Below are 13,076 nucleotides of genomic sequence, written 5' to 3' on the forward strand. Positions count from 1 at the left end.
TCACGCTCGTTGTGGTCCGTACTCAATTTCTGGCCACGAGTCGATCCCTGACGCTCTTGCTGTTGTGCGGCGCAACATCATTGCGTGGAACACAACTGCCACCTGCGGATCTGCCATGTCAGCAATGACTTCGATCCAAGGCTCGTTGTCGGCAGCGGGGCCGACAAAGAGCCAGGGCCGGGCGCCGACAACGCGTGCTGCGATCGAGACCGTGACCATGGGGTAGGCCACCACAGAGCGAATTTCGTCGGAAGTGATGGCATGACGCATCGCGCTGAGTTTGACCTCGATCCGCACCCTATAAGTGTACGACACTTTGGGGTAAGTGCATGACACTTTTCTAGCTGACCATGCTGTCGACCATCCGCGACCAAACGAGTGGAATGCGTTCACACCTGTTCACGAACGTCCGAGACAGGTACACCACCGATGTGAAGCGAGCGGTCCCCAGTTCACCGACGTCCATGACAGTCCGGCACCGTCGATACGTGAGACTGGGCGCACGTCCGCAGACATTTACCTGAACCCATAAACGTTCACTGCAGTAGTTCCGGATGAGTTGTGACAATCTGTGACACCGAGCCCCAGAAACGAAGAAAATCCAGGTCACCGGACGGCGGCGGACCGTCGCGGACCTGGGCGGACGTGTGGGATGCGCTCTGATTCGGGCGAAGAATTTGAAGTCAAAGATGCCGTTTGTGCTGGTCAGACGCTTACTGGAGCCTCCTCTCGGGATTGAACCGAGGACCTTTCGCTTACAAGGCTATGCAGACCAGCACAAGTGCGTTCACCTGAACCCACCACAAGGCGCCTGAGCAGGCGTTTTCGTCCGTAGCCGTCTGTCTCAGTTCACCTCCGTTCGTACCGACTTGTGACACTCTCGTGACACCGAGCGGCTGCAGTTCAGCAAGGACAGTTCTCGTAAGATGCTGTGCGGCAGACTACTTGGCGTCCATAGATCGGCTCGAACGCACAGTCGCTCGCCACAACGAAGGGCGACCTCGAGGTTGCCTCATCGGACGCTCGACACGCGGTGCTGTCCAGACGCCCCGCCTTCCTCGCGCTGCGAGTCCCCTACGTCGCCGGGACTTCCCGCCTGGAGTTGCTCGTCACGGCCACGGTTTGCTGTGCTCGTTCCTATACCCCCTGGGGTACTTGCATACCCCCCCTCGTATGTGACACGGTAGGTGTCGTCCGGCTGATCGAACCCAGAAGGAGTACCCCGTGTGCAGTCCCGTCGAGTGCTCGCAGTGCGGCAAGACCACGTGGTCGGGCTGCGGCCGACACGTCGACAGCGTGATGGACACGGTCCCTCGGTCGCAACGCTGCACGTGTGACCCCCACGTAGCGCCTCGCCCATCCGGAGGCCTGCGTTCCCTGTTCCGCCGCTGACCGCCCACACACCACTTTTCGACGATGGCCGCTTCAGGCCTTCCAGATACCCCCACCCGTATAGGAGTCCACTGTGTCCCAGTCCGACACCGTCGCCGAGCCGCGGCCAGGCGACCACCACGACAGCACCCCCGGCCGCCTCGGCCGGTGGGGCGCGGCCATGGTCACCCGCCGCCGCTGGGTCTTCGGCACGTGGCTGATACTGCTGATCGCCCTCGGATCCGCAGCGCCCTCGGTGTTCTCGTCCCTCGCGGGCGCCGGATGGCAGGCGAACGGATCGGAATCGGTCCAGGTCCGCGAACTCGCCGAGGAGCACTTCGGCGGAAACTCCTCCGCCGCAGTGCAGGTCGTCGTCCACAGCGAGTCCGGATCTCTGAGCGACCCGGCAGCGACCGCCGCCCTCACCGGGGCCACCGCCATCTTGGACGAGGATCCCCGTTTCGGGGAGATCGTGCCCCCGCAGCCGGGGATGACGATCAGCCCCGACGGGCGAACCGGGATCCTCATCGCCGGCGCCGAAGGCACCACCGACGAGATGGTCACCGCCGTCGACGATCTCAAGGACCAGCTCACCGCGCTCTCCAGCGACGGTGTCGAGGTCTACCCCACCGGCGCCTCCGCGCTGTGGTCGGATTTCAACAAGGCCAACCACGACGCGATGATTCAGGCCGAACTGATCTCCTGGCCGGTCACTCTCGCCATCATGGTGCTCGCGTTCGGCTCGCTCGTCGCCGCCGGACTGCCGCTGCTGCTGACCATCGCCGGCCTGGTCGCCTCCGCGGGCGGACTGGTTCTGCTCAACGAGATCACCCCGATCTCGGTGTGGGCGATGAACTTCGCCATGATGTTCGCCCTCGCCCTCGGCATCGATTACGCCCTGTTCCTCGTCGCCCGCTTCCGCGACGCCCTGCGCTCCCGCGACCCCCGCGCGGCCGTCGCCGAGACAATGGACACCGCCGGCAAGGCCGTCGTCCTGTCCGGACTCACCGTGCTCGTCAGCCTGTCCGCCGTGCTGATGGTCCCCGCCCCCGCGGTGCGGACCATGGCCGTCGGCATCATGCTCGCCGTCACCTTCGTTCTGCTCGCCACCCTCACCCTGCTCCCCGCAGCCCTCGGCGCACTCGGATCGAAGGTCAACGCCGCATCCCTCCCCTACGCCAAGCGTCAGCAGCACCGCTCACCGATGTTCGCCGCGTGGGGCGCTCTCCTGCACAAGCACCCGTGGCCGTTCGCGCTCGTCTCGATCGGCGTCCTCGTCGCACTGGCTATTCCGGTCCTGAGCCTGAAGGTCGCCATGCCGTCGATTTCCGTCGTCCCCGAGGACGCGCCCGTGCGGCAGGGCTACGCCCTCGTTCAACAGCAGTTCGGTGACGGCGCCCCCGGCGCACTGCAGATCGTCGTCCCCTCGGGCGACGCCGCCGCCACGGCAACCGCCGCAACGCAGGTGCCCGGCATCGCCATGGTGACCCCACCCCAACCCGCCACCGACGGATCCGGATACGCACTGCTGCAAGCAATCCCGACGGTCGACCCGTCCGACGAGTCCATGGGCACCATCCTCACAGACCTACGCGGAGAGCTCCCGAATTCGGCGCTGGTCGGCGGAGCCCCGGCGGAGAACCTGGACCTGCAGCAGGCCCTGAACGACCACCTGCCGCTCGTCGTCACGATCATCCTGATCCTCGGATTCGTGCTGCTCCTGGTCGCACTGCAAGCTCCGCTGATCGCTTTCCTGGGCACCGCGGTAAGCCTGCTCTCCACCGCCGCCGCCTTCGGCGTCGCGAAGCTGATCTTCCAGGACGGGCACGGCGCCTCGCTGCTCGGCTTCACACCACAGGGCTTCCTGAACGGGTGGGGACCGGTGTTCTTCTTCGCGATGATCTTCGCCATCGCCATGGACTACACCGTGTTCCTCCTCGCAACTGCCAAGGAACATTTCGAGCGCACCGGCGACGCGACGACAGCGATGGTCGACGGTCTCGCCCACTCCGGGCGTGTCATCTTCGCCGCCGCCGCGGTGATGGTGGCGGTGTTCTTCACCTTCGCCCTCGCCGACCCGCTCCCGCCGAAGGAGATGGGCATCATCCTCGGCGTCGCCGTACTCCTCGACGCAGTACTCATCCGGCTGATCCTGCTACCCGTCCTACTGCGACTGACCGGCTCTGCCGCCTGGTGGTCACCGAGTTGGCTCCGCCGCGCTCTCCCGTCCATCAGCTTCTCGCACTGACACACCCCAGCCTGCTCCTGGCCCGGATCGGGGCGCGCAGTCTTCGCACCACCGGCCGCGGGCAACTCTCCCCACAGCACCAGACTCCCCATCACCTGAACTAACGCACCGCCAACGGAAGGAACCACCCTCATGAGCATCGCCCTGACCACCACCCTGACCGACACCGACTTCGACACCGCCGTCCAGCGCACCCGCGACGCCCTCGCAGAGCAGGGATTCGGTGTGCTCACCGAGATCGACATGCAGGCCACCCTGAAAGCCAAGCTCGGCGAGGACATGGAGCGCTACCTGATCCTCGGCGCATGCAACCCGCCGCTGGCCCACCGTGCGGTCGGCGTCATGCGTCAGATCGGCCTGCTGCTTCCGTGCAACGTCGTCGTCCGCGAGGATCCGGACAACGCCGGTTCGATCATCGTCGATGCCATGAACCCCGACATCATGGTCGCCGCGACCGGTGAGCCCGCGCTCGGCGACGTCGCCCGCGACGCCGCGACCATGCTGCGCGCCGCGATCACCGCACTCGGCGGCGACGGGGACACCCAGACCCGATGACGCTGGCACTGGGGCCGGCCCTCGGCGCTGTCGTCGGAGCCTGGACGCCGCCTGCTGACCAAGTGTCTGCTGTCGCAAGTGAAGTACCGACAGCTCAAATGCCCCCAGGGGTACCATGGGACACGACATCGACACCACTGAACAGGGGCACCACCATGATCGGCGACGCGGACAGCATCGAACTCGTACTCAACCGACTCCGCCGCGCCAACGGCCAACTCACCGGCGTCATCTCGATGATCGAGAACGGCCGCGACTGCAAGGACGTCGTCACCCAACTCGCAGCAGTGTCCCGCGCACTCGACAAAGCAGGATTCAAGATCGTCGCCACCGGACTGCGGGAATGCATGACCGGCGCCACCGCCGACGACAGGGAACCCATGACGGAAGCGGAACTCGAGAAGCTGTTTCTCGCACTCGCCTGAGCGCGACCGTCCAGTTCGCTGACCGTTCAGCTCACCGTTATAAAGTCCGCCCCGAAACCATCGAGCACACACGACCAGGTGGCCATAGTGGGCCGTGAGCCGTTGTTCGTCAACAGCTTTCACGGACCGGCGGATTCGCTATTGGTCTGCAATGGCGGGTCGTCTGCCGCCCGGAGACACCAGCAGCCCCGCGCCGTGTGGTGCGGGGCTGCTGTTCTGCCGCGCAGCTCGGTTCGGAGCGACGCCCGGTATCAGCCGAGAAGTTGCTGCATCCGGGCGATCTCGGCGTTCTGCGTCTCCACGATGGTCGCGGCCAACGCGATCGCGTCGGGATTGGTTCCGTCCGCGATCTCGGTCTGCGCCATCGTGACCGCACCCTGGTGATGTTCGATCATCATCGTGAGCCACTGGCGGTCGAAGTCCGCACCCGAGAGGGTCATCAACGAATCCATGTCCTGCGCCGACATCATCCCGGATCCGGAAGTGTGGTCCATCCCGCCCATCGACCCCATGTCGGCCGACGGCGCGGGCTGCGCCCACTCGCCGAGCCATGAGGTGAGCTCGTCCATCTCGGGTTTCTGCGTACTCTCGATCTCACCGGCCAGAGCGATCACATCCGGGTTCGTGGTCCGGCCATCGACAATCGCGGCCATCTCTACAGCCTGGGCGTGGTGCGGGTACATCATCGAGGCGAACATGACGTCGGCGTCGCCGAACTGAGCGGCTCCCGCCGTCGTTGACGCGGAGGTGGACGAGCCCATCGAGTGACCCTCCATCGAGGTGCTGGAACCGTCGTCGCTGCACCCGGCGACGATCATCACCCCAATCGCTGCGGCGGCGAGGGCGGTGGCTGTTCTGGTTTTCGTGTGCATGGTGAAGTCTCCTGTTGCGTTGTGACAGAGGGGGATCGAGCTGTGTTCGCTCAGCCGGAGCGCAGCCCCGGGCTCCCTGTCACACGCGCAGCATCACCGATCTGTCCAACGAGGGGATTGGACAGGGTGGAGCTCGGCTGAGAGCCGCCGTCGCGGCACATCGGCTCCCGGCGCTCGTGTTGTCGGAGGTCACGCGTCCGATCACAGCAGCCGGCGCCGTCAACGCCGGCCACGACGACATCGTTCCCACGCACGGGTGCATCATGTCGTGGCCACCCGGACACGGAAGCCCACGGACCCGCTCCCCGGACACGGCGTCGTGTTCACCGACGTCGTGACGACGATCGAGGGCAACCTTGGGAGCCACGGATCCGTGACTGTCATGGCCGACGCTCGGCATCGCGGCGGCGACCGTGCTCATACCCTCGTGCGAGGAGGCTGCGGGCATCGTCACCACCGAATGCATCAACACCACGCCGACCACCGTGCCCAGCAGCACCACGAGCGCCGAGAACCAGCGTCGCCGACTACTCGGATGGAGGCGTTTCACCCGGCCGAGTCTACCCAATACCCCCAGGGGGTAATCACGCCGTCTCGCGGCCCGGCGCCGGCGAACTGGGCTCCACTGCGCTGGGCTGCGTGCAGAGAACCCTTGATCCATCTCAACGCCCTTGCAGGACAACGCAGGATTTCGAACGCAGGTTCGAAGATGCCCGGGTGCACCGAACCGGAGAGCCGTACCGTCCCCAACCGTCGCGTAGTGGGGCCTCCGCAGGGGGTCACCCTCCCTCGCTGCATGAGTATTGAACCGGCGCGTGCAATATGCGCGAGACAGCGTGGACTAAATCAGAGGTCAGCCGGGCTGTCGAGACGCGAGGGTGGACGCACCGGCCCCGTCGAGCTCGCTCATGGCATCAGCGCGTCCGGACATCGCCATCATCAGCGCTTCGGCGGTCCCGACGACTTCGGGGCCGCGCCCGTGCGTCCACTCGATGTCCGTCGCGCGCATCGTCAGGCCGCGGATGCGCCTGCGCGCACCCAGTCGTGGGTTTGACGGGATCGACGGCACCACCACGGCCAACCGGTCGTGGGGGATGCTGCGAGGGTCGCCGAGCGCGCGGCGGATGTCCTGGTGATGGATGGTGCCGTCGACGAGTCCGATCATTCCCCCGAGTCCGGCGGTCAGTCCCTTCGGGCGGGTGTGCGAATGGAGGAAGTCGAGCAGTTCGGTGTCGGAGAGTGCGCTGTACTCACGCATGCCAGCCTCGTTGGCGTCGACGACACGGCCTTTGACGAACCGCCCGATCAGTCCGCCGACACCGAGCTCGTCGTAGCTAATCATATGTGCCACAACATTTTTGACACTCCACCCCGTGCACAGGCTCGGCGAGGCCCATTGCTGCGGCGTCAGCGACGCAAGATAGTCGGCAAGGTCCTCGCGTTCGCGCGTCGCCATCTCCAGCGGCGAATCGGCGGTCACAATGTGCCCCCGGGCGCGGAGAGGTCAGCATACCGGCTGAGATACAGGGTCCAGCCGGTGTCGTCGCCGATGCCGTCGCGCACCGCTTCCCAGCCGGGGCCGTGACGATCGAGATGGCGATGCTCGAGCTCGATACGAGTCGACGTGTCACCGTCGGCGACGAACCGCACTTCGACTTCGCTGGTTCGAGTCGGGTCGGTCTCGATCTGCCAAGTGGGTCCGATATCCCAGCTGAAGACCAGCAGCTCGGGACGGTCGAAGACCAGCACTCGCGCCCAACGGCACTCGCTGCCGTCCGTGCCGCGGTCGACGATCGAACCACCGACCCTCGGCTCGAGGACCGTCTGCGCGATCGGCACCGAGAGCAGGTTGTGCTCCGGCGGTTTGAAGTCGCCGAGTCGACCGGTGAAGACTGCGAACGCGGTCTCCGGCGGAACAGGAACAGTGACCGTGCGGCGAACGCTGGTATCGGTCATCACTTACCCCCGTCATCGAAATCGTTGTGCTGCAACAGATCTACAGTTTCGCCGAACGCGGCCAGGGTGCGTCCCCAGAACGTGTCCAGCTGATCGCGCAAGGCCGACAGCGCAACGGAGTCGACCGAATAGATCCGCCGGGTGCCGCGCTCCTCGTCGACCACCAACCCGGCCTCCTTGAGAATTCGAAGATGCTGCGAGACCGCGGGCCGAGTGATCGGTAGCCGGTCGGCCAGTTCCCCGACCGGCAGCGGGCCGACGGTAAGCAGGGTGAGAATCTCGCGCCGGGACTCATCGCCCAGTACGTCCCACGCCGTCATGGTCGGTCGGTCAGCCGTCACGAACGGTAACTCTTCACTTACCGATAGGGTGGTGTCAAGGGCTCGCTCGAACACATGTCTCGTCTCGCGCTACACCGTGCCTGAACCATCGTCGAGCGTGCCGACGAACCCTTGCGTTGCGGCATCGAGTCACCCACCCGGAGTTCAGGTGTCGCCGTTCATCCTGACGGGCCCGAGGGCGCGCCAGTCCGTAACGTCGGACGTCAGAACCCGTTGCGTTTCAGTGCTTCTCGAAGCCACACAGGTGAGTTCTCGCCCAGCAGTCTAGGTTCACTACCAACGCAACTTGGCCGACCGGTTGCTCCGAAAGAACTCTCGGCGGCGCCTTCGACCTCAAAGCGTGAGCAGGACAACAGCACACGGCGATCAGGTGATTTCTCGACGCGATAGACCCGCTCGATCGAGGCGGAACAAGCGGAGAGCGTTCGCACCCGTTCACCCACGTCCGAGTCAGGGAGGCCAGCTAAAGTAAGCGAGCGGTCCCGTTCACCGACGTCCCTGGAAGTCCAGAACCCGCTGATACGTCGCACTTGGCATACGTTCGCACACGTGCACCTGAATCCACCCGCGTCCACTGGAGGAGTTATGGATGAGTTGTGACATTCTGTGACACCGAGCCCTAGAACCTAAGAAAACCCAGGTCACCAGACGACGGCGAACCGTCGCGGACCTGGGCGAACGCATGGGATGTGCCCTAATTCGGGCGAATAATTCGGTGCTCGAGAGGCTGTTTGTGCTGCTCAGAGGCTTATCGGAGCCTCCTTTCGGGATTGAACCGAAGACCGCTCGCTTACAAGGCGAGTGCTCTACCACTGAGCTAAGGAGGCGTGCCCGGGCAACCGGGCGCGACCATCATAACGAGGCCTCACCGGCTCGGCGTCCGCCCACCCCGTCATGGTCGGCCGGCGGCTGCGGGTCGGCGATGCAGATGCGGTTTCCGCCCTGGCGTTTGGATTCGTACATGGCCGTGTCAGCGCGGTCGAGCAGGGTGTTCAACACCTCCGCGGTGTCGCCGCCGGCGCTGTCGAGGGGAATCGACGCCACACCGATGGAGGCCGAGACCGGTGCTCTGTCGTCGGTTCGATTGATGGCCCGCAGCAGTTCGTCGGCGATAGCGGCGCCGCGTTCTGCGTCGCCGACCGCGACCACCAAGAATTCTTCGCCCCCGGTACGGGCGGACACGGCGTCGGCAGACGCCCGGCCGATGCGCTCGGCGGCGCGGCGCAGGACCTCGTCTCCGATGGTGTGGCCGAAGCGGTCGTTGACGGATTTGAAGGCGTCGATGTCGAGACAGACGGCGGAGACGACGGTCTCGTCGGCCCCGGGTGCGAGTCGCGCGTCGCGCAGCATCGACCGCACGTCGACGAGCAGGCCGCGTCGGTTGCGCAGCCCGGTGAGTTGGTCGTAGAACGCGCGGGCGGCGTCGTCGCGCAGAGCGGTGAAGAACAGGTGGTTGAGGGGGGAGGCACCGAACATGACGACGAGCACCGTGATCAGGGTGGACACGGCTTGTGGCATGCCCACGTCGGTGGAGATGACCAGCCGTGCGAACAGGGCGAGGGCGACGCCGACCACCCAGATCTCGTGAACGACGAAGACGCGGACACCGTGAAACGCGTTGGCGTAGCTGCCGACCGTGACGAGCAAAGCGGACGAGAGCACCGCGGACTGCGACGGTGCGTGCACGAGAAGGACGGCTGCGATGGTGACGTCGCTGACGATGACGAAGCGAAGGGAGCCGTTGCGGGTGAGGAACCTGCCGCGCAGCCAGATGACGGCCAGAACGATCGACACGGCGGTCGCGGCCAGATACACGAACGTCTGGGGACCACTGTTGCCCTGCGCCCGCCAGGTCATCATGTCCGTGACCGTTTTCACCGCAAGCAACAATGACGCCAGAGCGATGAGGTAGGGAGCAGAACTGAGGTAGGCGTGGGTGCGGTGGTAATTGGCGACCCACGCGTAGTCGATGTCCGAGGACCACCATTCACGGAGAACGCGCACTCAACTCAGCCTTGCATCGATGACGGGCATTGTGCTCAGCGGGCCCCCGCTCCACCATTTGTTCGCATCGTATTCACACATCCCTGCTAAGCGACGATTATTCGAACAAAAAGCTTGAACCCATTAATGCAACAAACGTTGAGACGGTTTCTGCCTCAACGCACTTCGCAGTTGCGTGCACCGCCGCCCAACACCTCGAACCGGACAGGCCACCCACACCCGGTACCTTCGTCGGGAACCACGAACACGAGCGAACCGAGCGGGGTATGGGTTTCCTTCAGGACATGGGCTCGACGCTCAGCAGGCTGACGGGCGAGCGACGCGCGATCGTCGACACCGCGATGGGTGCTCCGAGCCCCCTGCAGCCGATCGACCTGACCGACGACGCCAGCGTCACGGAAGTTCTGGATCTCGCTCTGCGGATGGGCGAGGTGAACCTCGCGGCGGGGACGGGCGCGATCGACACCGCCAACCAAGTTCTGTTCGTCGCGTCGACCTACGGACTCAATCGCTGCGACGTCGACGTCACCTACAACTCGATCGTCATCAGCGCCTACCGCGGCCCGACGCTGCCGCCGGCGAGCACGATGCGCATCGTGCAATACCGCTCGATGGATTTCACACGACTCGCCGACGTGGACGCGCTGGCCCGCAAGATCCGCGTGGAAGTCCCGACGCCGAAGGAAGCTCTCGCGGAGCTGACGGAGATCATCCGAGCTCCCCACCCGTACAACCGCTGGATCGCGACGCTGGCGTGGTCGGGGATGGCTGCGGCGATCTCCGTCCTGCTCGGTGGTGGGCTGCTGGTCGCGCTGGTGAGCTTCCTGACGACGATGGTGATCGACCGGGTCGGACGCGTCCTGAACAGGGCAGGCCTACCGTTCTTCTTCCAGCAGGTGGTGGGCGGCCTGATCGCGTCGGCTCCGGCTCTGACGCTCTACAACTTCCAGGATCAGCTCGGCGTGCAGATATCGCCGTCGCAGGTCATCGCGGCCGGGGTGACGGTGCTGCTGTCGGGTCTGTCGCTGGTCGGCTCGGTGCAGGACGCCATCACGGGGGCGCCGATCACGGCTGCCGCTAGGTTTTTCGAACTCATGATGATGACCGGCGGAATCATCGCCGGCGTGGCCACCAGTCTGCGCATCGCAGCGCTCCTCGGTGCCGAACTCCCTATCCTGAGCAACGCGGCGCCGCCGGACATAGCCCAGCTGCCCACCAAGATCCTGGCCGGTGCGTTCGCGTCACTCTTCTACGCCCTGGCCTGCTACGCAGAGCGCCGTGCCCTCACCGCGGGCTTCATCGGCGGTTTCGCCGGAGCCCTGGTGTTCCTGGTGGCCCAGCAGATCGGCTTCGGACCGGTGCTCGCAGCCGCGGTCGCGGCCACCGTGGTGGGTTTCGCCGGTGGTCTGATGGCCCGTCGCGCGCTGATCCCACCGCTCATCGTGGCTGTCGCGGGAATCACGCCGCTGCTGCCGGGTCTGTCGGTGTACCGGGGATTGTTCGCGCTGCTGTCGGATCAGACGCTGCTCGGACTGAGCTCGCTGCTGGCGGCGGTGGGAACCGGAGGCGCGCTCGCGGGAGGCGTCACGCTGGGTGAATGGGGCGCACGAACACTGCGGCGGCCCCGCATAATGCAACGCACCGAATCGCTGGTCCGGCCCATCTTCAGGCGGAGCAACAGCGATTCGGCGCGTGCGAAACGAAACAGGTGGCGCTAGGCGCCCTAGCCGATTACGACGGGTTGTCGACGCGGTGGCGGCCCGCGGCGTCCTCTTCCATGGCCTCACGCAGGCTGCGGGGACGCATGTCGGTCCAGTTCTTCTCGACGTACTCGAGGCATGCGGCGCGGCTCTCTTCGCCGAAAACAACGCGCCAGCCCTGCGGCACCTCGGCGAACGTCGGCCACAGCGAATGCTGGTCCTCGTCGTTGACCAGAACGTAGAAACGGCCGTCTTCGTCGTCGAACGGGTTGGTACTCATCGTGCCTCACTTACTGCAAACGTCGTGTTGGCCTGTTGGAGCGTGGAGTCGACCTTAGCAACTTCGCGGTGTTCGCCGAGGGAGGCGATCACCGAGCCGAGGATCTCCCCCGCCCGTACGGCCACGTTGGAGAGCAGGGACGCGGTGATTCCGTGGGTGCGTTCCGTGCCGCCCTGCAGGTAGATGCCTGCCGTGACCGGCGACGACGTTACCAGTCGGTAGTCGCGTTGCACGTGTAGCTGCTCCGGGGCTTCGGGCACCAGGTCACCGAAAATGGCGCCCAGCGGCGTCGGAGTGAACCCGGTCGCGAGGATCAACGCGTCGCAATCGACGGTCTCGGCGATGCCGTCGATCCGGTCGACGATCGACACCTCGATGCCGTCCGCGGTCTCGACGGCGGAGCGCACGTCGGATGCGCGACGCATGAAGAGTCGACGACGTCCACTCACCCGTTCCCGGTATTCGGTCTGGTAGAGCTCGTCGATGAGCTCGATGTCGACCACGGAGTAGTTGGTGCTGCGGTGCAGTGCGAGCAAGCGCGCACGCTCGTCGTCCGGGGAACGGTGCAGCTCGTCGACGGCCGACGGGTCGAAAATGCGGTTGGCATACGGGCTGTCGTCGGCCGGGCTGTATCCGTACCGAGAGAAGACGCTGTGCACCTCGGCTCGCGGGAACTCGCGATGCAGGTACTGCACCACCTCGGCGGCGCTCTGGCCGGCGCCCAGCACGACGAAGCGGTTGTGGGTCGGCTGGGGCAGCTCGGCCATGCGGTGCAGGAACTGATGATTGTGGAAGCAGCGCAGCGATCGGGTGGCCCACTCGGGGATGCGCTCCTTCAGTCCCGCGCCGACGACGACGTTGCGAGCGCGCAGGACGGTCCCGTCGCTGCACCGCACGTCGAGCAACCGGCCGTCCTCGACGGGATCGACGGAGGAGACGGTGGTGTCGTACCGAACGTCGGCGCCGACGCGACCTGCGGCCCAGGACAGGTAGTCGTGGAACTCGTGCCGGGTGGGGAAGAACGTCTGGTGGTTGACGAAATCGACCAGCCGTTCCTTCTCGAAGAGGTAGTTGAAGAAGCTGTACGAGCTGCGCGGGTTACGGAAGGTCGCGAGATCCTTGGGGAACGCGATCTGCATCGTGGCACCGTCGAGCAGCATGCCCCGGTGCCAGCCGAACTGGGCCTGACGCTCGACGAACGCCGCGGTGATGCGGTCCGCGGGCGCGGCGGTCTCGTTGTGTTCCTCGATCGCAATGGCCAGAGCGAGGTTGGCCGGTCCGAAACCCACGCCCACCACATCGAATACCGTCATCGCGATCCATC

General features: G+C 65.4%; 14 protein-coding genes and 2 tRNA genes. 5 read left to right on the top strand and 11 right to left on the bottom strand.

Features of this window, described 5'->3' with window-relative positions:
- Entirely contained in the window at positions 1-297 is a 297-nt protein-coding gene (locus AC59JP_RS10185; RefSeq protein ID WP_497325623.1) for a hypothetical protein, read from the bottom strand.
- A gap of 420 nt (positions 298-717) precedes the next feature.
- Positions 718-809: transfer RNA gene (locus AC59JP_RS10190), tRNA-Thr, on the bottom strand.
- Positions 810-1,224: 415 nt separating this feature from the next.
- Between AC59JP_RS10190 and AC59JP_RS10195 the strand changes: the two genes are divergently transcribed.
- From AC59JP_RS10195 to AC59JP_RS10210, 4 genes are all read left to right on the top strand, one after another.
- A complete protein-coding gene (locus tag AC59JP_RS10195) occupies positions 1,225-1,392 on the top strand; it encodes a DUF8730 family Cys-rich protein (protein WP_497325624.1) in 168 nt (55 codons plus the stop codon).
- Positions 1,393-1,465: 73 nt separating this feature from the next.
- The gene (locus tag AC59JP_RS10200; protein WP_497325625.1) at positions 1,466-3,619 is read left to right on the top strand and encodes an MMPL family transporter; all 2,154 of its coding nucleotides are present in this window, start codon (positions 1,466-1,468) and stop codon (positions 3,617-3,619) included.
- Between the two features lie 132 nt (positions 3,620-3,751).
- A complete protein-coding gene (locus AC59JP_RS10205) occupies positions 3,752-4,174 on the top strand; it encodes a DUF302 domain-containing protein (RefSeq protein ID WP_497325626.1) in 423 nt (140 codons plus the stop codon).
- 155 nt (positions 4,175-4,329) lie between these two features.
- Entirely contained in the window at positions 4,330-4,599 is a 270-nt protein-coding gene (locus AC59JP_RS10210; protein ID WP_497325627.1) for a metal-sensitive transcriptional regulator, read from the top strand.
- Positions 4,600-4,850: 251 nt separating this feature from the next.
- On the opposite strand, the gene AC59JP_RS10215 is transcribed toward AC59JP_RS10210, so the two are convergent.
- The 7 genes from AC59JP_RS10215 to AC59JP_RS10245 form a co-directional block, all read right to left on the bottom strand.
- Positions 4,851-5,471: a DUF305 domain-containing protein gene (locus tag AC59JP_RS10215; protein WP_497325628.1), complete on the bottom strand. Its 621-nt coding sequence runs from the start codon at positions 5,469-5,471 to the stop codon at positions 4,851-4,853.
- Positions 5,472-5,550: 79 nt separating this feature from the next.
- Positions 5,551-6,021: a hypothetical protein gene (locus AC59JP_RS10220; RefSeq protein ID WP_497325629.1), complete on the bottom strand. Its 471-nt coding sequence runs from the start codon at positions 6,019-6,021 to the stop codon at positions 5,551-5,553.
- Positions 6,022-6,324: 303 nt separating this feature from the next.
- The gene (locus tag AC59JP_RS10225; RefSeq protein WP_497325752.1) at positions 6,325-6,927 is read right to left on the bottom strand and encodes a maleylpyruvate isomerase family mycothiol-dependent enzyme; all 603 of its coding nucleotides are present in this window, start codon (positions 6,925-6,927) and stop codon (positions 6,325-6,327) included.
- A gap of 20 nt (positions 6,928-6,947) precedes the next feature.
- Positions 6,948-7,427 carry an SRPBCC family protein gene (locus tag AC59JP_RS10230; protein ID WP_497325630.1) on the bottom strand — a complete coding sequence of 160 codons (480 nt, stop codon included), beginning with the start codon at positions 7,425-7,427 and terminating at the stop codon, positions 6,948-6,950.
- Positions 7,427-7,768, bottom strand: coding sequence for an ArsR/SmtB family transcription factor (locus AC59JP_RS10235; protein ID WP_497325631.1), 342 nt, complete (start codon positions 7,766-7,768; stop codon positions 7,427-7,429). Before AC59JP_RS10235 ends, AC59JP_RS10230 begins: the two co-directional genes overlap by 1 nt.
- A 755-nt stretch (positions 7,769-8,523) precedes the next feature.
- A tRNA-Thr gene (locus tag AC59JP_RS10240) sits at positions 8,524-8,595 on the bottom strand.
- A gap of 25 nt (positions 8,596-8,620) precedes the next feature.
- Positions 8,621-9,772 (bottom strand): GGDEF domain-containing protein, encoded by a 1,152-nt coding sequence (locus AC59JP_RS10245; protein ID WP_497325632.1) that lies wholly within the window; start codon positions 9,770-9,772, stop codon positions 8,621-8,623.
- Between the two features lie 266 nt (positions 9,773-10,038).
- Between AC59JP_RS10245 and AC59JP_RS10250 the strand changes: the two genes are divergently transcribed.
- Complete coding sequence (locus tag AC59JP_RS10250) at positions 10,039-11,490, top strand: threonine/serine exporter family protein (RefSeq protein ID WP_497325633.1); 1,452 nt, start codon at positions 10,039-10,041, stop codon at positions 11,488-11,490.
- A gap of 13 nt (positions 11,491-11,503) precedes the next feature.
- On the opposite strand, the gene AC59JP_RS10255 is transcribed toward AC59JP_RS10250, so the two are convergent.
- Together AC59JP_RS10255 and AC59JP_RS10260 are read right to left on the bottom strand one after the other, a co-directional pair.
- Positions 11,504-11,752: an MbtH family protein gene (locus AC59JP_RS10255; RefSeq protein WP_188547805.1), complete on the bottom strand. Its 249-nt coding sequence runs from the start codon at positions 11,750-11,752 to the stop codon at positions 11,504-11,506.
- A complete protein-coding gene (locus tag AC59JP_RS10260; protein ID WP_497325634.1) occupies positions 11,749-13,065 on the bottom strand; it encodes a lysine N(6)-hydroxylase/L-ornithine N(5)-oxygenase family protein in 1,317 nt (438 codons plus the stop codon). The genes AC59JP_RS10255 and AC59JP_RS10260 overlap by 4 nt, the downstream gene beginning before the upstream one ends.
- Positions 13,066-13,076 lie beyond the last annotated feature (11 nt).

It is taken from the genome of Rhodococcus sp. 320_ES (genome assembly GCF_059691855.1).

What these genes read in the sequence shown, in the direction of transcription:
- AC59JP_RS10205 (WP_497325626.1), top strand. Translation starts at nt 3,752, where the DNA reads ATGAGCATCGCCCTGACCACCACCCTGACCGACACCGACTTCGACACC.
- AC59JP_RS10210 (WP_497325627.1), top strand. Translation starts at nt 4,330, where the DNA reads ATGATCGGCGACGCGGACAGCATCGAACTCGTACTCAACCGACTCCGC.
- AC59JP_RS10215 (WP_497325628.1), bottom strand. Translation starts at nt 5,471, where the DNA reads ATGCACACGAAAACCAGAACAGCCACCGCCCTCGCCGCCGCAGCGATT.
- AC59JP_RS10225 (WP_497325752.1), bottom strand. Translation starts at nt 6,927, where the DNA reads ATGGCGACGCGCGAACGCGAGGACCTTGCCGACTATCTTGCGTCGCTG.
- AC59JP_RS10230 (WP_497325630.1), bottom strand. Translation starts at nt 7,427, where the DNA reads ATGACCGATACCAGCGTTCGCCGCACGGTCACTGTTCCTGTTCCGCCG.
- AC59JP_RS10250 (WP_497325633.1), top strand. Translation starts at nt 10,039, where the DNA reads ATGGGTTTCCTTCAGGACATGGGCTCGACGCTCAGCAGGCTGACGGGC.
- AC59JP_RS10255 (WP_188547805.1), bottom strand. Translation starts at nt 11,752, where the DNA reads ATGAGTACCAACCCGTTCGACGACGAAGACGGCCGTTTCTACGTTCTG.
- AC59JP_RS10260 (WP_497325634.1), bottom strand. Translation starts at nt 13,065, where the DNA reads ATGACGGTATTCGATGTGGTGGGCGTGGGTTTCGGACCGGCCAACCTC.